20 protein-coding genes are annotated in these 19,736 nt (G+C 67.8%); 11 read left to right on the top strand and 9 right to left on the bottom strand.

The window, feature by feature from the left end; all coding sequences use genetic code 11:
* Window positions 1-97 precede the first annotated feature (97 nt).
* Together OXH60_02675 and OXH60_02670 are read right to left on the bottom strand one after the other, a co-directional pair.
* Entirely contained in the window at window positions 98-322 is a 225-nt protein-coding gene (locus OXH60_02675; GenBank protein MDE0711018.1) for a DUF6290 family protein, read from the bottom strand.
* A gap of 29 nt (window positions 323-351) precedes the next feature.
* A complete protein-coding gene (locus OXH60_02670; protein MDE0711017.1) occupies window positions 352-558 on the bottom strand; it encodes a hypothetical protein in 207 nt (68 codons plus the stop codon).
* A 190-nt stretch (window positions 559-748) separates the two neighbouring features.
* On the opposite strand from OXH60_02670, the gene OXH60_02665 reads away from it, so the two are divergent.
* Window positions 749-1,621 carry a phytanoyl-CoA dioxygenase family protein gene (locus OXH60_02665; GenBank protein ID MDE0711016.1) on the top strand — a complete coding sequence of 291 codons (873 nt, stop codon included), beginning with the start codon at window positions 749-751 and terminating at the stop codon, window positions 1,619-1,621.
* Between the two features lie 90 nt (window positions 1,622-1,711).
* Here OXH60_02665 and ilvD read toward each other — a convergent pair whose 3' ends face one another.
* The 7 genes from ilvD to OXH60_02630 all read right to left on the bottom strand — a co-directional run bounded on the left by ilvD (window position 1,712) and on the right by OXH60_02630 (window position 10,523).
* Complete coding sequence (gene ilvD / locus OXH60_02660) at window positions 1,712-3,427, bottom strand: dihydroxy-acid dehydratase (protein MDE0711015.1); 1,716 nt, start codon at window positions 3,425-3,427, stop codon at window positions 1,712-1,714.
* A gap of 53 nt (window positions 3,428-3,480) precedes the next feature.
* Entirely contained in the window at window positions 3,481-6,147 is a 2,667-nt protein-coding gene (locus OXH60_02655; GenBank protein ID MDE0711014.1) for a valine--tRNA ligase, read from the bottom strand.
* Between the two features lie 2 nt (window positions 6,148-6,149).
* The gene (locus tag OXH60_02650) at window positions 6,150-6,416 is read right to left on the bottom strand and encodes a hypothetical protein (GenBank protein MDE0711013.1); all 267 of its coding nucleotides are present in this window, start codon (window positions 6,414-6,416) and stop codon (window positions 6,150-6,152) included.
* 7 nt (window positions 6,417-6,423) lie between these two features.
* Complete coding sequence (locus OXH60_02645; protein MDE0711012.1) at window positions 6,424-7,710, bottom strand: TolC family outer membrane protein; 1,287 nt, start codon at window positions 7,708-7,710, stop codon at window positions 6,424-6,426.
* A 41-nt stretch (window positions 7,711-7,751) separates the two neighbouring features.
* Window positions 7,752-9,065, bottom strand: coding sequence for an ABC transporter substrate-binding protein (locus OXH60_02640; GenBank protein ID MDE0711011.1), 1,314 nt, complete (start codon window positions 9,063-9,065; stop codon window positions 7,752-7,754).
* A 263-nt stretch (window positions 9,066-9,328) separates the two neighbouring features.
* Window positions 9,329-9,859, bottom strand: a complete 531-nt coding sequence (locus OXH60_02635; GenBank protein MDE0711010.1) for a DUF721 domain-containing protein — start codon at window positions 9,857-9,859, stop codon at window positions 9,329-9,331.
* Complete coding sequence (locus OXH60_02630) at window positions 9,849-10,523, bottom strand: hypothetical protein (protein ID MDE0711009.1); 675 nt, start codon at window positions 10,521-10,523, stop codon at window positions 9,849-9,851. Before OXH60_02630 ends, OXH60_02635 begins: the two co-directional genes overlap by 11 nt.
* 113 nt (window positions 10,524-10,636) lie before the next feature.
* Between OXH60_02630 and mutY the strand changes: the two genes are divergently transcribed.
* The 10 genes from mutY to OXH60_02580 all read left to right on the top strand — a co-directional run bounded on the left by mutY (window position 10,637) and on the right by OXH60_02580 (window position 19,727).
* Window positions 10,637-11,707, top strand: a complete 1,071-nt coding sequence (mutY, locus tag OXH60_02625) for an A/G-specific adenine glycosylase (protein ID MDE0711008.1) — start codon at window positions 10,637-10,639, stop codon at window positions 11,705-11,707.
* A gap of 222 nt (window positions 11,708-11,929) precedes the next feature.
* Complete coding sequence (locus tag OXH60_02620; protein MDE0711007.1) at window positions 11,930-12,913, top strand: TAXI family TRAP transporter solute-binding subunit; 984 nt, start codon at window positions 11,930-11,932, stop codon at window positions 12,911-12,913.
* A gap of 321 nt (window positions 12,914-13,234) precedes the next feature.
* Window positions 13,235-13,360 (top strand): hypothetical protein, encoded by a 126-nt coding sequence (locus tag OXH60_02615; protein ID MDE0711006.1) that lies wholly within the window; start codon window positions 13,235-13,237, stop codon window positions 13,358-13,360.
* A gap of 97 nt (window positions 13,361-13,457) precedes the next feature.
* A complete protein-coding gene (locus tag OXH60_02610) occupies window positions 13,458-13,634 on the top strand; it encodes a hypothetical protein (GenBank protein ID MDE0711005.1) in 177 nt (58 codons plus the stop codon).
* A gap of 15 nt (window positions 13,635-13,649) precedes the next feature.
* Window positions 13,650-14,195 (top strand): cytochrome C oxidase subunit II, encoded by a 546-nt coding sequence (locus OXH60_02605; protein MDE0711004.1) that lies wholly within the window; start codon window positions 13,650-13,652, stop codon window positions 14,193-14,195.
* A 9-nt stretch (window positions 14,196-14,204) separates the two neighbouring features.
* Complete coding sequence (locus OXH60_02600; protein MDE0711003.1) at window positions 14,205-15,929, top strand: cbb3-type cytochrome c oxidase subunit I; 1,725 nt, start codon at window positions 14,205-14,207, stop codon at window positions 15,927-15,929.
* A 15-nt stretch (window positions 15,930-15,944) separates the two neighbouring features.
* Entirely contained in the window at window positions 15,945-16,811 is an 867-nt protein-coding gene (gene cyoE, locus OXH60_02595) for a heme o synthase (GenBank protein ID MDE0711002.1), read from the top strand.
* Window positions 16,796-17,623 (top strand): SCO family protein, encoded by an 828-nt coding sequence (locus OXH60_02590; protein MDE0711001.1) that lies wholly within the window; start codon window positions 16,796-16,798, stop codon window positions 17,621-17,623. Before cyoE ends, OXH60_02590 begins: the two co-directional genes overlap by 16 nt.
* Window positions 17,624-17,640: 17 nt before the next feature.
* A complete protein-coding gene (locus OXH60_02585) occupies window positions 17,641-19,230 on the top strand; it encodes a cytochrome b N-terminal domain-containing protein (protein MDE0711000.1) in 1,590 nt (529 codons plus the stop codon).
* Complete coding sequence (locus tag OXH60_02580; GenBank protein MDE0710999.1) at window positions 19,227-19,727, top strand: hypothetical protein; 501 nt, start codon at window positions 19,227-19,229, stop codon at window positions 19,725-19,727. The genes OXH60_02585 and OXH60_02580 overlap by 4 nt, the downstream gene beginning before the upstream one ends.
* Window positions 19,728-19,736 lie beyond the last annotated feature (9 nt).

Genomic DNA, 19,736 nt, shown 5'->3' with positions numbered 1-19,736 from the left:
GTCCGTTCCCGCAAGACGGCTGACCGGGAGATCGGCAATGCAGCGGGCGACAACGTAATCGAACTCGCTTAGCTGTTCGCGGGCTCGCCCGGTGAGCTCAATCCTCCAAGCCGAGGTCGCGCACCACTTCCTCGAGCGTGTAGGTGCGCGACCGGCCTTCCCGCAGTTCAGCCAGGCTCTGCTCGGCCAGGTACAGATCCTCAAGGTCCTCCAGATGACGGAGGATGGCCTCGCGCGCGTAGAACGTCTTGGTGCGACCGGTCGCCTTCGCGAGTTGCTCCAGGCGCTCCTCAATGTCTGCCGGCAGGCGGATCGTCAACACAGATCGATGCTCCAGGCGTGCTGTACTCGTCAATCCGACGAGATGTCGGCAGCCGGCCGCTTTTCGTGCAGCCCCTGTCCGCTCACCCGTAGAGGCTTCGTGCGTGCCCAACGGAGTTCGTGAAGCGGCATGGCTGCGCGAAGGCCGGCTTTTCTTGCCTCCACGCGTTGGCGGCGTTCTGGCGTGAAATCCCCGGTCAGGTCGCGAAAGCTATTCCGTCCGGTCAACGCGCTCATGCATGCCTCCTTGGAAGGCGCAATCCCTCAGGGGTAGGCACTTGAATGACCTACATGAAGCAATCGAAGCAAAAGTCAATTGTGCGATGCATTGAAGTGTGCGGGCCCGAGAATTGGTTAGGCTCACTCGGAAGGAACAGCCGATTCCCGGTGTTCGAGACGAACGGTGCACCGAGAGGCGGGAGGCGCCATGTTTCTGATCGAAGAGCCGAACGCTTCGGATATCCGACGCTTTCACCGGGATGGCTTCCTCGTTGTCGAACGGCTCATCGAACCCGACGCCGCAGCCCGCCTGGCCGCGCGATTTGAACCGCTCTTCCGCGGCGAATTCGAGACCGGCCTCCATCCCGACGAGTGGAACTGGCGCGACGGAAGGGACGCGGGGGACCTGACCCGCCAGATCTGCAACGCCTGGAAGTCGGACCGTGAGGTGGCGCACGCGGTCCTCCACCCCCGGGTCGGCCTGTGGTGCGCGCGGCTCAGCGGCTGGCCGGGCGCGCGCATCAACCAGGACAACGTGTTGTGGAAGCCGCCGGGGGCCCGCCCGCTCGCCTTTCACCAGGACGACAGCTATCAGCAGTGGGTGGTGCCGCCCGAACTGTGCACCTGCTGGATGGCACTCGACCCGACCACCGGGGCTGGCGGCACCATCGAATACGTCGCGGGTTCGCACCGCTGGGACCTCGGTCAGCCGGCCTCCCGGTTCCACGCTCCTGACGACTACGAACGCGAGATGCGCGAGGCCGCCGCACGGGCGGGTGCCGTCCCCAACGTGGTGCGGGTCGAGGTTCCGGCGGGAGGGGGAGTCTTTCACCACGGACGGATATTCCACGGCTCGGGCACCAACCGCACCGAAGCGCCTCGACGGGCGCTCGTGTCCCACTGCATGTCTTCCGAAGCCCGGTACCACCCGACCCGCGTCGGAAGCATCTACGGCCGCTACAAGCGCGCCGGCAGCACGGAGATGGACGAGTCCTTCTTCCCCGTGCTGTGGACCGAGGACGGTTACCGAAGCGCCTGTCTCAACAGTTACCTCGGCGCAGTTCCTGACGCTGCAGGCTGATCTGCGCGGGCGGCCGGTGCCTGACTGCCCGCGGCCTTGATAGTCGGAACCGCGCCGCTGACCGTAGAGCGGTACCAGATCGCCTGAGAACTACGTGTCCGCGTAGCAGTGGGTTTCGGCCTGCCCGCCCGGGTGCGTCACCGCGCCTCCGACGGCCGGGCCCACGAGCTGCGAGTACTTCCAGAGTTCTCCGGACGTGTACTCGTGCGTGCGTGGCGTCCAGCGCTCGCGGCGCGAGGCGAGTTCCTCGTCGCTGAGCGCAACGGACAGCTCGCCGGTCTCCGCATCGATGGTGATCTGGTCGCCTTCCTCGACGAGGCCGATCGGTCCCCCGACCGCGGCCTCCGGCCCGACGTGTCCGATGCAGAAGCCGCGCGTCGCACCCGAGAACCGTCCGTCGGTGATCAGTGCGACCTTTTCGCCGAGGCCCTGGCCGTAGATCGCGGACGTCGTGGCGAGCATCTCCCGCATGCCGGGCCCGCCCTTCGGCCCCTCGTAGCGGATGACGAGCACGTCGCCGTCGCGGATCTGCTGCTCCTTCACCGCCTTGAACGCCTCCTCCTCTGTGTCGAATACGCGGGCCTGCCCCACGTGGCGCAGCCGCTGCATGCCCGCGACCTTCACGATGGCGCCCTCCGGCGCGAGGTTCCCCCGAAGCCCCACCACGCCGCCTGTCGGCGTGATCGCGTTCGACACCGGGCGAATGACGTCCTGGTCCTCGGGAAACGCGACGTCCGCGAGGTTCTCGGCCACCGTGCGTCCGGTCACCGTCACGCAGTCGCCGTGGATGTAGCCGCCATCGTAGAGCGCCTTCATCAGCACCGGCAGTCCGCCCGCCTCGTACAGGTCCTTCGCCACGTACTTGCCGCCTGGCTTGAGGTCGCCGATGTACGGCGTCGAGCGGAACAGCTCGGCGACGTCGTTCAGGTCGAACTTGATGCCGCACTCGTGCGCAATCGCCGGCAGGTGCAGCCCGGCATTGGTCGAGCCGCCGCTCGCGGCCACGACGCGCGCCGCGTTCTCGAGCGCCTCGCGCGTGATGATGTCGCGCGGCCGGAGATTTTGCTCGATCAGCTTCATGACCGCCTGGCCGGACGCGAAGGCGTATTCGTCCCGCGACTGGTACGGCGCCGGCGCCATGGCGGAATGCGGCAGCGCGATGCCCAGCGCCTCGGACACGCAGGCCATCGTGTTCGCCGTGAACTGCCCGCCGCATGAGCCCGCCGACGGGCAGGCAACCCGCTCGATCTCGTCGAGGTCGTCCGCGTTCATGTTGCCGCCCTGGTACTGCCCCACCGCCTCGAAGACGTCCTGCACGGTCACGTCGCGGCCGCGGAACCGCCCCGGCATGATCGAGCCGCCGTAGAGGAACACGCTCGGCACGTTGAGGCGCGCCATCGCCATCATTACGCCCGGCAGCGACTTGTCGCAGCCGGCGAGGCCCACGAGGCCGTCATACGCGTGCCCCCGCACGGTGAGCTCGATCGTGTCGGCGATCGCCTCCCGGCTCGCGAGCGACGCCTTCATGCCCTGGTGCCCCATGGCGATCCCGTCGGTCACGGTGATCGTCGTGAACTCCCGCGGGGTCCCGTCGGCCTGATCGACTCCCGCCTTGGCCGCCTGAGCCTGGCGGCGCAACGTGATGTTGCATGGCGCCGCCTCGTTCCAAGTCGTGGCCACCCCGATCAACGGCTGGTGAATCTGCTTCTCGGTGAGCCCCATCGCGTAGTAGAAGGATCGGTGCGGGGCGCGCTCGGGGCCCTCAGTCGTGTGTCGGCTGGGAAGTCTGCTCTTGTCGATCGTCATGACGTGAAGTCCGTGGATGTGGGGGGCTGGCCGGGGGCAGGATACGACTGGCGCTACGCGGCTTCCATCCCGGTTCCGAGCCGGGCCAGTGCCCGTTCGATTCGTTCGGAACGGACCTCCGCATCAGTCTTCCGGTCGCGCTGCTCCTGCACGACGGCCGGCGGAGCCCGGTCCACGAACGACGGGTTGGCGAGCTTCGCCTCGAACCGCGCGATCTCCTTGCGCAGCGTCTCCATCTCCTTCGCGAGCCGGGTCCGTTCCGCTGCGACATCAATGGTGCCGGCGAGCGGCATGAGCGCGACCGTCCCGGCTGCCTCGAGCTCGGCGGCCTGGCTGTCCTGACCGTCGTCAGCTGCAAACGATTCGATCCGGGCGAGCCGCCGCATGGCCTCGCCATGCACGGCGAGCGCGCGATCCGCCGACGGCGTCGTGATCCGGAACCGGATTCCGACCATCGCCGCCTGCGGCACCCGGAGTTCCGAGCGCACGGAGCGGACCTCGTTCACGAACGCCATCAGCCACTCGATCTCGCCCTTCGCTTCCAGATCGGTTGAGCGGGGCGCATCCGGCCATGGCGTGAGGGCCAGCAGGCGCTCCGATTCCCGGCGGAGCGACCAGAGCTCCTCCGTCACGAAGGGCATCAGCGGATGCAGCATCCGCAGGGTCACGGCGAACGCGGCGGCGGCGCTTCCCTGCGTTTCCGCCCGGGTGGCTGCGTCATCGCCGCCCAGCAGCGGCTTGGCGAGCTCCAGGTACCAGTCGCAGTAGGTGTGCCACAGGAACTGGTAGGCCACTGCGGCGGCCTCGTCGAAGCGGTAGGCGGTAATCGCCGCGGCGACCGACTGTGCCGCCTCGGCAGCCGCCGCCTCGATCCACCGGTTGAGGCTCAGGACCGGGGCCGGTCTTGCGGCCGGGGCGGCCTGGCCGGCGCCCTGCAGTTCCAGGAACCTGGCGGCGTTCCAGAGCTTGGTGACGAAGTTCCGGTAGCCCTTGACGCGGTCCTCGGCCAGCCGGATGTCCCGGCCCTGCGCGGCCATGGCGACCAGCGTGAACCGGACGGCGTCCGTTCCGTACCGGTCCATCAGCTCGAGCGGATCGATCACGTTCCCCTCGGACTTGGACATCTTCCGGCCCTTCGCGTCGCGCACGAGGGCGTGGATGTAGACGTCCCGGAACGGCACCTGCTTCTGCAAGTGCAGCCCCATCATCATCATCCTGGCCACCCAGAAGAAGATGATGTCGAACCCGGTCACTAGGACGGTCCCGGGGTAGTAGCGCTCGACCAGGTCCGTCCGGGCGGGCCAGTCCAGCGTGGAGAACGGCCAGAGCCCCGACGAGAACCAGGTGTCCAGGACATCCTCGTCCTGCACCAGCTCCACCGGCTTGCCGAACGCCTCCTCGGCCGCCGCCCGGGCTTCCGCCTCCGACTCGGCGACAAACACCTTGCCGTCGGGGCCGTACCACGCCGGGATCCGGTGTCCCCACCAGAGCTGCCGCGAGACGCACCATGGCTGGATGTTGCGCATCCATTCGAAGTACGTATTGGCCCAGTTCGCCGGCACGAACCGGGTCGCACCCTCCTCAACGGCGCGGATCGCCGGCCCGGCCAGCGTCTTCGCGTCGACGAACCACTGGTCGGTGAGCCAGGGCTCGATCACCGTCTGCGAGCGGTCGCCAAACGGGACCGTGTGCACGATCTCCTCCTCGCGCTCGAGCAGACCCTGTGCCTCGAGGTCGGCGATCACGCGCTGTCGGGCCTCGAAGCGGTCGAGGCCGCGATAGGCCGCGGGCACATTGCCGTTGAGCGAGCCATCGGCGTTCAGGATGTTGATCGGCGTCTGACCGTGCCGGCGCCCCACCTCGAAATCGTTGAAGTCGTGGGCCGGCGTGATCTTGACTGCTCCCGTCCCCTTCTCCGGATCCACGTACTCGTCGGCGACCACCGGGATCACCCGGTCAGTGAGCGGCAGCCGGGCCTCGCGTCCTACGAAGCCTGCGGTGCGCGGGTCCTCCGGGTGCACGGCGACGCTGGTGTCCCCCAGCATGGTCTCCGGGCGAGTCGTCGCCACGGTGACGTGGCCATCACCGTCGGCGAACGGGTAGCGGATGTACCAGAAGCCTCCCTTGACCTCGCGCGTGTCGACCTCGAGGTCCGAAATGGCGGTCCGGAGCTGGGTGTCCCAGTTGACCAGCCGCTTGTCGCGGTAGACCAGCCCCTCCCGGTGCAATTGCACGAACACCTTCCGGACCGCCGCCGACAGGCCCTCGTCCAGCGTGAAGCGTTCGCGGGACCAGTCGGCGGACGCGCCCAGCCGGCGCAACTGCCGGTTGATCGTGCCGCCGGAATCCCGCTTCCACGCCCAGACCCGCTCGACGAACGCCTCGCGGCCCAGTGCCTTCCGGTCTGGCCCGCCCTCCTCTGCCAGCTGCCGCTCCACCACCATCTGGGTCGCGATCCCGGCGTGGTCCGAACCCGGCTGCCACAGCGTGTCCCGGCCGCACATCCGCCAGTAACGGCTGAGGACGTCCTGCAGCGTCATGTTCAGCGCATGCCCGATGTGCAGGCTCCCCGTGACGTTGGGAGGCGGCATCATCACGACGAACGGCGCTTCGGCCGATCCTGGATCGCAGGTGAAGGCGCCGGCGTCCTCCCAGGCCTGATAGATGCGTGATTCCACGCTGGCCGCCTCGTACGTGCGGCCGATCTGCTGCTCGGACATAGCTATGCCGGTTCGTCGGAACGGGGACCCGCGGGCCGGGATGCCAGCTCCGCCCGGAGCATCTCGCGGACCGTCGCGTGGAGATTCTCGCGGAGCCACGCCCGAATCAACTCGTCGACGCGGCGCCGCACGTACTCGTCGAGCGGATCATCCGCCCGCGCCTCGAGGCCGGCGGACACCGGGCCTTCGGGACGCGGGCCGACCCTCTCTAGGTCGGCCCGGATCGCCGCCAGTGTGGCCTCGATCCTGTCCTGCGACGGCGCGGTCACGAACCGCTCAGAGACCCCATTGCTCGGCCGTCATCCGGCCAGTGGCATGGAGCAGCCCGTAGGCCGCTACCTGCAGGACGTGGCGCGCCTCGTCGAGGCGGTCCTCGGCCACCAGCAGTTCCTGGTTGGCGTTCAGCACATCGAGGGTCGTGCGGTTTCCGACCTCGGCCTCCCGGCGGACCCCATCGGAGGCGATGCGGTTCGCACGGGCCGAGGATTCGAGGGCCGTGATCGTCTCCGACGCGCTGCGGTATCGGTGCCAAGCGCTCAGCGCCTGCAGCCGAACGCCCCGCATCTCGGCGTCGAGCTCGCGCCGCGTCTGGCCCAGCAGCTCCTCGCTGCTGCGCACCGCGGCATCGACGCGCCCGCCCGACCACAGCGGGACCGTCGCACCGATCCCGATCGACAGGTCCGTCGACGACTCGAAGAACGTGTTCGGGTTGCGCGCGTAGGTGGCGGTCCCGGTCACGTCGAACGTCGGCAGGATCTCGAGCACCATCGTGTCCTTGCCCCGAGTCGCCGCGTCCACCCGGGCCCGGCGCATCAGCACCGAGGGGTGCATGTTGACGGCACTGTCCTCGACCTCGATCTCGCTGGCCGGTACCGCCGGCAGCTCGGTCGGATAGGCCGCGTTCTCGGAGAAGTCGGAGCCGGTCGCCAGTCGGTACTCCCGGAGCGCCTGGTCCAAGTCCTGCTCGCGGTTGAGCCGGTCGGCCCGCCGGTCGGCCAGGCGCGCTTCGGCCTGGGCAACGTCGGTCGGGGTCACGTCGCCGACCTCGAAGCGTTCCTGCGTCGCCTTGAGATCGCTCTGCACCAGCTCCTCACCCTTGATGGCCAACTCCAGCCGGGCCCGGGCCCGGAACACGTTCAGGTAGGCGATCACCGCGTCGTGCAGGACCTGCTGCTCGACCACCTGCAGCTGGTAGCGGGCGGCATCGAGCAGCGACTCCTCCACCCCCACGCGGCCGCGGACCCGGCCAAAGTCAAAAACCCGCTTGGAGAGCGACAACCGCGCAGACGTGAACACTGGCTTGGCCTCGCTCTGGCTGGACCCGTCACTGAGCTCCGCGGTCCGTTCGGTCATGGAGGCGCCGAAGTCCCCGGTCGCGGTCAGGCTGTTCCCCAGCCCGACCTCGTTCACGCTGGCCGCCGCGATGCGGACCTGCGCGCGTGCGGTCTGGATGGCAGGATGCCAGGCGTGTGCGTCGGCAATCGCCGTCTGGAGGGTGTCCGCGGCCGCGACGGGCGCGGCCAGCAGGCCCCAGACACACGCGAACGGAAGCAGTCGGCGCACAGTGGCGGACCCCGACAGGCCCGGTTCAGAACTCGAGTAGGTCAGTCGCATTGGGCACCCGGCATGCCGTCCCTGATCCATTCGACGGACAGCACTCCTTCTGGTGGGTTCACACATCGGGCAGCGTACCGCTTGATGTCCACCAATTCGACACGTTGCTCGTCATCATTCCAGCGGGTGACGCCGATCGCCGAGGCCTGGATGGCCTGATGCCCCTTGCCGAGCGCCAGTTCGACCGGACCCGACGGCGTGTCCCATTGCAGATATTGGAACGCGTCGATCACTTCTTCGTTGGTCGGGAACCGTCCGACTGCCGCGGCGGCCTTCTCGAACGCGGTCTTCACGCCGAGGATCGCCATGGCCGACTTGTGCGGCGGCTGCGTGGTCAGCTTGCCGTAACGCTCCTTGAAGCCCTCACGGAACCAGTTCGCAAGTTCGGTGTCCGGCGCGAAATCGCCGTGCGGGCCGCGGGCGCCGACGATCACGCCGTCCGGGACGTTGCGCCCCAGGACCGGGAGCACGTGGTCCGCCGCGACCATCACGATGTGGCGGTTCATGAACAGGCCGCGCTGGGCGCCCTGCAGCACGAAGGCTTCAAGGTCGGAGCCCCAGAGCGACGTGTGAATGGCCTCCGGCGCCCGGACCGTCAGCGCCGAGATTTCTGTGCTGTATTGGCCTGCGAATAGCTTGGGAAACTGCTCGGTGACGGTTTCCACGCCCGGGTACAGGACGGCCATCGCACTGGTGAAGTCGGCCCAGGCGTCAAGGCCCCATGCGTAGTTCTGGTTGATTCCGGCGATCGTGGCGACTTCCGAATCGATGTCGTGCAGGTAGCGGACCGCCGCGATGTTGTCCATCGCCGCGTGCGGGCCGGTCCGGAACACGTAGCGGTAGTCGGCTTCCTCGAAGACGCGCGGCGTGCCGCAGTCCACCAGGACCGTGAGCTGCCGGAGTTCCTCGGCCACCGGCGGAATCGCGAGGCAGTCACCGGAGGAGATGTATCCCATGACCAGGTCGACGTTCCGGCGCTCGACCATGTTCCGGAATTCGGTCACCTGCTTGGTTGGCCCCCCGGATTCGTCGACCACGAAATACTCGATCTGCGCACCTGCGATGCCCGGCGTGTCATACGGGGGCGGCACCGCGCCCGCGTTGATGGCATCCACCATGAACTCGAAGCCCTCGAAGTTCGGAATGCCGAAGCTTCCCGCCGCCGGTCCCGACAGGAACGCCACAAACCCGATGCGGAGCGTGCGGCCCTCGTCGGAGTCCTGCGCCTGCGCGGCCGCCGGCGCCAGACCCAACGCGGCCAGTGCAGCCAGGGCGCTCAGGAATCGCCAAAGAGATGATCTCATGGGGTACGGTCTCCCGGAGCTCGCGCGAGTTCGCTTCTCGCGCACGGACAGGGTACCCGATGTTGGGGGCAACTTCCTGCGCCGGTGAATTCCCGCGGGCGGCCCGCGCCCATGCCCGGGCTACCGATTTGCGCATCCGTTCGACGGGCCTGGGCTGGTGTCCTCGGCGCCCGCCGGCGCCGCAAGCACGACCGGTTCCAGCTCCATGGCGCCGTTGATCCCGGCGCGGAGCAGAGTCACCAGCGTTCGCACTGGCCGGGTCGCTAGCCCTTCCCGGAATCCCGGACCCGACCAGCCACGGCTCCACCGAGCCGCGTCAGCGCGTCCCGGAGCGGAGCGTGGCGAACGGTCGCGGTTCGGGCCGCAACCTGCCGCTGTGCGCTGTCCGTGGGCGCCGCCGCGGACGGCGCTTGCGGCGCATGTCGAGACCGACCGTGCACGGGCCCTTGCTTGACGACGATCCGCTTCACGACGGGGGAGCCGTACGTCATGGCAATCCGCTCCATCACCATGGCACTCCGGTGCTGGAACTCGGTCGCGAAGGCGGGTTCGACCCGAACGGTCAGCACCCCTCTCGACAGGCTCACGGGAGCCGTCCGGCGCGCCAGCTGCGGCCCGATGATCTCGCGCCACTCGCGGATCAGCGCCGATTCGCGAAAGCCGCGCTTCCGCAGCAACGGTCGCACGGCCTCCTCGGCGGCGCTCGCCAGCGACCGGCCGCCCCGGCGCGGCGGTTCCTGGCGCCTGTCCCGCTGCCGCCCCGCTGCCCCCGCCGTCGGATGTTCAGGCGGCATCGCGCCGCGAGATCGCGGACAGGCGGGACTGGTACTCGGCCTCAGGCACGAACCGGCCCTCCGGCCAGAACCCCCAATCCCGGATTCGCCGACCGGTCGCAAACAGGGTCGTGGCGGGAACCCACGCGCCGTTTTGGTCCCGGGGGAGGCCCAGGCAGTGGGCGTGCGTCGCCGGGCGGCACACCAGGTTCCCCGGTACCAGCCGATTGCGCGACGGCGGCCCGGCGGTCCCGCCGGCCGTCTTCCACACCTCGCTCTGCTCGCCGAAAAGCAGCCAGGACGCACTCGGCCAGGGGTGGTCGTGCAGCACCGTCTCGTCGGGCTGCAGGAAGCGGTGCAGGTAGAGCGCGAACTGGCTCCGGCCGGTCTGCTTGGGCCGCAGGTGCCAGCGCAGCAGGTACGGCTGGACCCGGCCGTTGACGTCCCGGAGACACGTATCCGGCCGATAGATGGTCTCGTGGGGCGGAATTTCCGTGATGATCTCTTCGCAGAGGTCGAAGAGGCCGGGGATCGGCTCGGTCTCGGCCACCGCGTAGGTCATGGCCGCCTGATCTGACCGGGCGAGGAGATCGAGCGGTTGGGCCGCGCGGCCGACTTCAGCCGCCAGCCGGTCCCAGTTAGCTCCCTGTTGTGCAAGGGATCGTCGTACTGCAGACTGATTCATGGGACTAGATGTATGGCCGGAACCCGCAATCGTCACGCGTCTCTTTACGCATCCTGCCCCCGCCGCGCAAGCAGCGACGACCCGGCCTTCAGCCGTCCCGATCTCCGCCTGTAATGTCAGCGCCGTCAACGCCCTGCGCGGACCAACTGCTCGCGTGGTTCAAGCGGCACAGGCGCGCCCTTCCGTGGCGGGGGCCATGGGGCAGCAAGCGTGACCCCTACCGGGTCTGGCTCAGCGAGATCATGCTGCAGCAGACCCAGGCGGCAACGGTCGTTCCCCGCTACGAAGCCTTCCTGGACCGATGGCCGACCGTGGATGCGTTGGCCCGGGCGCAGGAGCGGGAAGTTCTGGATGCCTGGGCCGGCCTCGGCTACTACCGCCGGGCGCGGAACCTCCACCGTGCCGCGCAGGTCATCGTCACCGTCTGGGGCGGTCGCTTCCCGGGTTCCGTCAACGATCTCGAATCACTCCCCGGGGTCGGGGCGTATACCGCCGCGGCCATCGCCGCCCTGGCGTTCGGCGTGCGAACCGTGGCCGTGGACGGCAACGTCGCCCGGGTCCTCGCGCGGGTGTTCGCCATCCCCACGCCGGCCGGCCGGTCGTCGCGGCGGCTGCAGGCAATCGGGGCCACCCTGGCGCCCGAGGCCCTGCCCGGAGAGTTCGCCGAGGCGCTGATCGAACTGGGGGCGCTGGTCTGCCGGCCGCGCGAGCCCCGGTGCGACATCTGTCCGTGGCAGAGCACCTGCGAGGCCTTCCGGACAGACCGAACGGCGGACTTCCCGGTGTCCGCGCCGAGGAAGCGCCCGGCCGTCCGGTACAGCGTCGCCTTTCGGTTGACCAACCGCCGCGGTGAGGTGCTGCTCCGGCGACAGTCGGATCCGGGCCCGTTCCAGGGGATGCTCGTGCTCCCCGCGACACCCTGGGCCGCCACCCGCCCCTCGACGGCCGCCGTGCAGGCGGCCCAGCCACCGGCCCCCGCCTGGCACCGCGTGGCGGGGCTGGTCGAGCACGGCCTCACGCACCTGACGCTCCGGACCGAGATCCGCGCCGGCGCAACGACGCGCGACCCCGCCCCGGACGAAATCTGGCACCCCGGCCGAAACGACGATCAGCGCCTCCCCGCCTACACGCGCAAGCTGCTCGCGCACGGAGCGGCCCCGGAACCCGCCGCGTCCGCACGCTGAAGGACTGGCCGCGTCACATCGGCCGGCGCGGGATCCACGCCAGTCCCGCGCTGCGACCAGTCGGCTGCCGCGAAATTGACCCGCCTGCGGGCACGGCTACAGTCCGCGTTGTCGCCGGCTCGCCGGGCGGAGTCCGGAATCTGCCCCCAAGCTCCTGCCGCCGCCGGGGCCCGTGGGCGTCCAGATGGCCCGGTGCCGGGCGGGCCTGCCGAAACCGCAACCGTGAGCTCTGTCATGCAGGTGAATCGCACGATCGTCGGGACCGCCGGGGCCACGTTGCTGGCCCTCGCGGTGGCGCTTCCGACTGCCGACGCGGCCGCCCAGCGCATGGTGTTCGGCGGCGGACCGGCCGGTGGCACGTTCCAGATCGTCGCCAACGCCATCCAGACCTACGGGCCGGTCAAGGAGTCCGAGGACTACACGGTCAAGGCACAGTCGTCGGCGGGCTCGCTCGAGAACCTCCGCCGGATCAACCGCGGCAAGATGCAATTCGGGGTGGTCTATTCAGGCCACGTGTACCTGGGCCGGGAAGGCCAGCTGAAGAACGACGACCGCACGTACGAGAACGTGCTTGCGGTTGCCTACCTGTACGGCGCGCCAGCCCAGCTGATCGTCCGCCAGGGGTCGGGAATCAAGAGCGTGAAGGACCTCGTCGGCAAGAAGGTCGGGGTCGGAAATGCCGGCTCCGGCGCCTTCGCGAACTGTGAATTGTTCTTCACGCACATGGGTATCTGGGACGCCGTCGAACGGAACGCGATGGGCTACAACGACGCGGCCGCCGCGTTCGGCAACCGCCAGCTCGATGCCTTCTGGCTGTTCACGGCCTTCCCGAGCGGGGCCGTGATCATGGCCGCCCAGACCAACGACATCGATCTCGTCGACCTGGCGGCGGACGCGGAGGCGACCGGCTTCTTCGAGCGGTACCCCTACTTTTCCGGTCTTGCGGTCCCCGCCGGTACCTACCGGGGCGTCGATCATGCGACTCCCTCGTTCCAGGACTCGGCGCTGTGGGTCGCCAACGCGGACGTCGCTGACGACGTGGTCTACGACCTGCTCGCCAAGATCTACACCGACGCCGGGCTCGCGTACATGCGGAAGCAGAAGGAGACGTTCAAGGAAATGGGTGTCGAGAACGCGCTCAAGGGAATCGTCACGCCGTTGCATCCGGGCGCCAGGCGGTTCTGGGCCGAGCAGGGCCTGCTCTAGTCCGCCGAGGCACGGCCGGAACCGCTTGCAGGGAGGCGCTTGTGGGCAGGATCGAGAGCCCGACCCGCGACCTGCGGGGCACCCGCATCTCCACGACATGCCGGCGCGGCCGAGCGAACTGGAGGCTTCGCTCTGACGGCTTCCGGCGGCCCGACCTTCGCGCGGAGTCCGCGTGTTCCGAGCCACCAAGGGCTTCACACGGACGACGCCACCTCGACCAGCGCCAGCAACGCGAGGCCAGGGAATAACCGGGAGGGAGGGAGGGAGCTTCTCTATTTCACCGTCGCGGCCATTGCGCTCTACTTCGTCGCCGACTGGATCGTGGATCGAATCGAGCATGCGGCGGGACGCCGCTTCGAACACCGCACGCTGCTCTTTTTTGCCGTCATCCTCGCTCTCGGGATGGTCTTCTTCTGGCTGATTCGAACGCTTACGGATGGATCGTAGTGAATTGAATGAAGGTGGGTTTTCGGGTATCCTTCCGTGACTACTGCCTCACCCTGACTCGAGCGCACCGCGGCGAGGCAGTGAGAAGGGGCACATCATGACAGATACAGGTCACGACGCTGGGGCACCGGAGCAGCCGGTCGAGCGCGTACCCTTCATGCAGCGCTTGCTGGACAATCCATTCCTGCTGCTCTTCCTAGGTGTCGCCGTGCCGGCGGTTCTCTATCTCATGTGGGGCATCATGGAGGTCGCCCAAATTCCCATCGCGCAATAGTCCGGAGGTCCCGACATGGCTATTCACCCGCCTGAAAAACGGATTTGGTGGAACGAGCCGCTCGAAAAATCGGAAATCACCTGGATCACGATCGCGTTTGTCTGGGGCCTGGTGATGTTCTTCACCATGGTCTTCTGGCATTTCACTGGCGAGCAGAACCTCTCCAACGAGGCCTACCGAATTCATCCAGAAACGTTCGCCGAGCGCACCGAGGCGATGGTGGACCAGTACACGGTGCGCGAGGAGGGGGAGTCGGGTCTACCGGTCGTGCGGCCGCCCCCGGGAAGCGACGTGTACATGCTGGCGCGCCTCTGGGAATGGTGGCCGATCCTCGAGTTGGAGGAAGGCAAGGACTATCGCCTGCACCTCTCCTCGATGGATTGGCAGCACGGTTTCTCGCTGCAGCCCGAGAACATCAACATCCAGGTCCATCCGGGCTATGAGCTGGTGCTGACGCTCACGCCCGAGGGCGTCGGCGAGTACGGGGTCGTTTGCAACGAGTACTGCGGGATCGGTCACCACCAGATGGTGGGCAAGATCCACGTGGTCGCAGCAGAATAGGAGCTAGCCATGGCGAGCATCGCTCATGCCGGTACGCTGCCGAGAGCTGCCGAATTCCGGACCTGTCCCGACACCGGCCTCAGGGTCGATCTTGCGGCCGAAAAGCTGATCCGGTGGAACGCGGTCGTGGCTGTCGTGTTTCTTGCCATCGGGGGCCTGTTCGGCCTGCTGGTGGCGCTGACCCGCTGGCCGGCGGTCCACCTGCTGCCCGCGGAGTGGTTCTACCTGGCCCTGACGGCGCACGGCGCCGACGTGCTGCTGTTCTGGGTCATCTTCTTCGAAATTGCCATCCTCTACTTCGCCTCGGCGATCCTGCTCAACTGCCGCCTCGCGACCCCGCGGCTGGCGTGGCTCGGGTTCTGGCTGATGCTGGCCGGCGCCCTGCTCGCCAACGTGGCAGTGCTGCAGGGCGAATCGAGCGTCATGTTCACGTCCTACGTGCCCATGCAGGCGGCGCCCCACTTCTATCTCGGCCTGATCCTCTTCGCGGTTGGCGCCCTGGTTGCCGTCGCCGTGTTCTTCGGCACGTTGGTGATCGCGAAGGACGAAGGCACCTACGAGGGCTCGGTACCGCTGGTCACGTTCGGCGCCATCGCCGCGGCGATTATCGCGGTGTTCACCATTACGTCGGGCGCCATCATTCTCATTCCCACCTTCCTCTGGTCGATCGGCCTGATCAGCCACATCGACCCCGTGATATACAAGGTCGTGTGGTGGGGCATGGGCCACTCATCGCAGCAGATCAACGTCTCGGCCCATGTCGCCGTGTGGTATGCGATCGCTGCCATGGTGCTGGGCGCCAAGCCCTTGTCAGAGAAGGTGAGTCGCTTCGCCTTTCTCATGTACATCCTGTTCCTGCAGATCGCCGCGGCGCACCACCTGCTGGTGGAGCCGGGCATCAGCTCGGAATGGAAGATCTTCAATACGAGCTACGCGCTCTACCTCGCGGTGCTTGGCAGCCTCATCCACGGCCTCAGCGTCCCGGGCGCCATCGAGGCGGCCCAGCGCCGACGGGGCTATACCAAGGGCGTGTTCGAATGGTTGCGGAAGGCTCCGTGGGGCAATCCGGCCTTCGCGGGGATGTTCCTGTCGCTCGTCATGTTCGGCTTCATCGGCGGCATCTCCGGCGTGGTACTGGGTTCGGAGCAGATCAACCTGATCATGCACAACACCATGTACGTGCCCGGCCATTTCCACGGCACCGTGGTGGCCGGCACAACGCTCGCCTTCATGGCGATCACCTACCTCGTGGTGCCGTTGATTTTCCGCCGCGAGATCATGTTCAAGAAGCTGGCGCAATGGCAGCCGTACGTCTTTGGTGTGGGCGTCGCGGGGATCTCCCTGTTCATGATGGGGGCAGGGACGCTCGGCGTCAGTCGACGCCACTGGGACATCACCTTCTCCGATGCGCCCGTGGCTTTCGACTACCCGGGCACGGCTTTCCTGATGATGGGGCTGAACGGCGTGTTCGGCGTCCTCTCGGCCCTCGGCGGCCTGATGTACATCGTGGTCGTGGTCAGCTCGGTCTTCTTCGGGGAACGACGGACCGAGGAGAAGGCAAAGGCCGAGCCGCTGCTGCCCCAGGGCGGCGCCGCGGCGGTGGCGAGCTATGGCAGCGAAGGCACGCTCAAGCTGCCGGGTACGATCACGCTCGTGGCGATCTTCTTCGTGGCGTTCGTGCTGTACTACTTCGTCAACTGGAAGTTCCTCTCGGAGGTCTGGCCTTTGAGTTGAGCGGAGGCGTCCGGCATGGCCGCAGACATCCGGCAGCTGTGCGGTGTCTTCAAGCTGCGGATCGGCGTCGCAATCGCCCTGAGCGCATTGGCGGGCCTCGCGGTGACGCCCGGTCCGCCCGTCCCGTTCTGGAACGCGGCGGCCCTCGCCCTGGCCGTGCTCCTCGGCGCGGCGAGCGCCGGCGCCTTCAACCAGTTCGCTGAGCGCGATCTCGATGCGCGCATGATCCGCACCCGCGACCGGCCCTTCGTCTCAGGCCGCTATACCGCCGGTCCCGCCTGGCTCGCGGTCATGGGCGCGCTGCTGGTCGTGTCCGTGACGCTGGCCGCCTGGGCCGCCAACCCGATGGCCGCCACACACGTGTTCCTTGGCGCCTTCGTCTACGGGATCGTCTACACCGTGTGGCTCAAGCGCCGCACCTGGCTCAACATCGTCATCGGCGGCCTGTCCGGCAGTTTCGCCGTGCTGGCGGGCGCGGCCGCCGTCGACCCGGCGCCTACCGCCCTGCCGATCTGCCTCGCCGTCGTGCTGTTTCTCTGGACGCCGCCGCATTTCTGGAGCCTGGCGATGGCGACGCGCGATGACTATGTCCGGGCCGGGGTCCCGATGCTGCCTGTCGTTATTGGCGACGGAAGGGCGGCCAGGGTCATTCTGGCCCATACCGTGGCGCTCGTCGCCGCATCCCTGCTGCCTGTCTTCTTCGGGCTCGGCCTTGTCTATCTCGCGTTGGCGGCGATCGGCGGCTGGGTATTCGTCGGGAAGAGCATCGCACTCGTACGTGCACCCGGGCCGGCAGCGGCGCGAGCGAACTTCAACGCCTCCCTGCTGCAGCTCTCGTTGGTTTTGATCGGGGCCATGGCGGACGCATGGGTGCCCTTGTAGGGCAGGTTGGAGCGTGGGCCCTGACGGCATGTTGCCTGCTCCTGGCCGTTCCGGGACTGGCGGCGCCGGCGGCCACCACTGCCTTCGATCCTGAACAAGCACTCGCGGACAGCCAGGCGGCTCTGGGACGGACGCTCTCCGGCTACGAGTTTCGCGATGCGTCGTTGCGACGGCTCACGCTCTCGGAGTTTCGCGGCCGTCCGTTGCTGATCAATCTGGTCTATACCAGTTGCGCCTTCGGCTGCCCGCTCGTTATCGAAACGCTGGCGGACGCCATCGACGTCGCGCGCGAAGCGGTCGGCCGGGAAAGTTTCCAGGTGTTGACCGTCGGATTCGACACGCGGATGGACACGCCGGAGCGGATGCGGGAGTTTGCCGCAAACCATGGTATCCGCGACGACGGCTGGCGGTTCGCCAGCGCCGATTCCGAAACCATCGCCCGGCTGTCGAAGGATCTCGGCTTCCTGTTCTTCCCGTCGGCAAAGGGCTTTGACCATCTCACCCAAACGACGGTCGTCGACGCAGACGGCGTCATCTACCGGCAGGTGTACGGGGCGATGTTCGATGCGCCGTTCCTGGTGGAGCCGCTGAAGGATCTGGTCTTCGGGCGTCAGAGCGTGCCCACATCGTATGAGGGTCTCCTCAATCGTATCCGCCTGTTCTGCACGATCTACGACCCGTGGAGCGGCCGCTACCGGTTCGACTACTCCCCCTTCATCGGCATCGCCGTCGGCGTCGCCTTGCTCGGCACCCTGGGCTTCTTCGTCGCCCGCGGCTGGCTCCGGCATCGTCGCCCCCGCACGCGGACCTGACCGGGACAGATCGGCGCGTGACGGCGCTCCAACGCATCCTGCGACCGGCGTTCTGGCGCCTCGACGACTGGACGTCGCGAGTGTTCGGGTCCGCCTGGAACCCCCTCTATAACCTCGGCGCGCTGGGGTTCTTCTTCTACTGGATCGTCGCCGTCAGCGGCATCTACGTCTACGTCTTCTTTGATACCGGTGTCACCGAAGCCTACGACTCCGTTGCCTACATGACGGAAGACCAATGGTACCTCGCCGGCGTGATGCGGAGCCTGCACCGGTACGCCGGGGACGCCATGGTGGTCGTCATGGTACTGCACCTGATCCGCGAGTTCGCCTACGACCGTCTTCGCGGCGCACGCTGGTTCAGCTGGCTCACCGGCATCCCGATCGTCTTGCTGGTCCTCGCGTCCGGCATCACCGGCTACTGGCTGGTGTGGGACCAGCTGGCGCAGTACATCGCCATCGCCACCACGGAGTGGCTCGACTGGTTGCCGATCTTCGGCGAACCCATCGCCCGCAACTTCTTGGCGCCCAACGCGCTCGACGACCGGTTCTTCACCTGGCTCGTATTCCTGCACATCGCCGTGCCGCTGCTGCTGCTGCTGGCCCTGTGGTTGCACCTGCAACGTGTGAGTCGACCGCGCATCAACCCGCCACGCGGCCTGGCTGCCGCCAGCTTCTTGGCGCTGCTCGCCCTGTCGTTGGTCGTGCCGGCGACGAGCCACGCGCCGGCTGATCTCGCGAAGGTGCCGACGGTCCTCAACCTCGACTGGTTCTACCTCGGGTTCTACCCCTTGCTGGATCTCTGGTCCCACGGCACGGTGTGGGTCACGGCGGCGATACTGACGCTCACGCTTGCCGCCATGCCATGGCTGCCGCCGTTTCGCCGTCCCGCCGTCGCGCAGGTCAATCTCGACAACTGCAATGGATGCGCCCGCTGCGCCGAGGACTGTCCCTTCAACGCGATCTCGATGGAGCGCCGCACCGACGGCAAGCCGTTCGACCGGGAGGCAGTCGTGAAAGGCTCCCTATGCGTGAGCTGCGGCATTTGCGCAGGGTCCTGCCCGACAGCGACTCCCTTCCGCCGCGCCGGCGCTCTGGTCCCGGGGATCGAGCTGCCCGACGCCACGCTGGCGGCGTTGCGGGATCGCCTCGACCGAACGGCGGATCCGGCCGACCAGCAGGTCTACCTCATAGCCTGTGAGCACGGGGTCAGGCCGGAGACGCTCAGGCGCCCTGGCCTTGCTGTGGCCGCGCTGCCCTGCGTCGGTGCCCTGCCCCCCTCGTTCATCGACTACCTCCTGAGCCGTTGCGGCGCCGCAGGGGTCTACCTGGCCGGCTGTGCGGAGGGAAATTGTCACTTCCGTCTCGGTGACACGTGGACCGAGGCCCGCCTGGACCGCCGGCGGGATCCGGGTCTGCGCAAACGGGTGCCACGTGAACGCGTGCGCTGCGACGGGTTCGCGCCGCACCAGTCGGTGCCGCTGCGGCGGTCCGTCGAGACATTCCTCCACGACGTCCGCGAACTGCCGCCGCAGGAGATCCCGTCCGCCCGGCAACTCGGCGCGCGCTTCGGTCGCGCACACGGGGATGGAGGCGTCGGCAGCTCATGATCAGGGTGCTCCGGTATGTGGGCCAAGCCGCCGTGCTCGCCGCCTTCGTCGCGGCGGTCGGGTTCTTTTCGGGCAATCCGTCCTTCCGCCATTTCCCCGAGGGGGAGGCATTGCTCAAGGTGAGCTTTTCGCACGGCGGGGCCCGGAAGGTCGAATGCCGGAAACGGACGCGGGAGGAGCTTGCGGAATTGGCGGCCAACATGCGGAGTCCGCTGGACTGCCCGCGTGAGCGAGTGGAGCTGCGCTTCGAGATCGACCTCGACGGGGAGCCGCTGTACCAGGCGCTGCTGCCGCCGACGGGGCTTGCCGGGGACGGCCCTTCGCGCGTCTACGAACGATTTGCCCTCCCCGCCGGCCGTCACGTCCTCGATCTGCGCCTGCGCGATTCCCGGCGTAGCGAAGGGTTCGATCATGTTGCCCGGAAGGCCGTCGAGTTTGCCGCCGGGCAGAGCGTTGCCGTGGATTTCCGCGGCGGCGAGGGATTCATCATCCGATGACAGGCGACG

The organism is Rhodospirillales bacterium (assembly GCA_028824295.1).
Taxonomy (GTDB): domain Bacteria; phylum Pseudomonadota; class Alphaproteobacteria; order TMED109; family TMED109; genus VXPW01.
Note: the sequence above shows the minus strand (reverse complement) of the source record. Positions and strands in the feature narration are given on the sequence as shown.

Bases quoted from the DNA above. Each gene is read 5' to 3' on its own strand.
- OXH60_02640 (MDE0711011.1), bottom strand. From the start codon at position 9,065: ATGAGATCATCTCTTTGGCGATTCCTGAGCGCCCTGGCTGCACTGGCC.
- OXH60_02610 (MDE0711005.1), top strand. From the start codon at position 13,458: ATGACAGATACAGGTCACGACGCTGGGGCACCGGAGCAGCCGGTCGAG.
- OXH60_02580 (MDE0710999.1), top strand. From the start codon at position 19,227: ATGATCAGGGTGCTCCGGTATGTGGGCCAAGCCGCCGTGCTCGCCGCC.
- OXH60_02600 (MDE0711003.1), top strand. From the start codon at position 14,205: ATGGCGAGCATCGCTCATGCCGGTACGCTGCCGAGAGCTGCCGAATTC.
- mutY (MDE0711008.1), top strand. From the start codon at position 10,637: ATGTCAGCGCCGTCAACGCCCTGCGCGGACCAACTGCTCGCGTGGTTC.
- OXH60_02630 (MDE0711009.1), bottom strand. From the start codon at position 10,523: ATGAATCAGTCTGCAGTACGACGATCCCTTGCACAACAGGGAGCTAAC.
- OXH60_02590 (MDE0711001.1), top strand. From the start codon at position 16,796: ATGGGTGCCCTTGTAGGGCAGGTTGGAGCGTGGGCCCTGACGGCATGT.
- OXH60_02635 (MDE0711010.1), bottom strand. From the start codon at position 9,859: ATGCCGCCTGAACATCCGACGGCGGGGGCAGCGGGGCGGCAGCGGGAC.
- OXH60_02605 (MDE0711004.1), top strand. From the start codon at position 13,650: ATGGCTATTCACCCGCCTGAAAAACGGATTTGGTGGAACGAGCCGCTC.
- OXH60_02655 (MDE0711014.1), bottom strand. From the start codon at position 6,147: ATGTCCGAGCAGCAGATCGGCCGCACGTACGAGGCGGCCAGCGTGGAA.
- OXH60_02670 (MDE0711017.1), bottom strand. From the start codon at position 558: ATGAGCGCGTTGACCGGACGGAATAGCTTTCGCGACCTGACCGGGGAT.
- cyoE (MDE0711002.1), top strand. From the start codon at position 15,945: ATGGCCGCAGACATCCGGCAGCTGTGCGGTGTCTTCAAGCTGCGGATC.
- ilvD (MDE0711015.1), bottom strand. From the start codon at position 3,427: ATGACGATCGACAAGAGCAGACTTCCCAGCCGACACACGACTGAGGGC.
- OXH60_02665 (MDE0711016.1), top strand. From the start codon at position 749: ATGTTTCTGATCGAAGAGCCGAACGCTTCGGATATCCGACGCTTTCAC.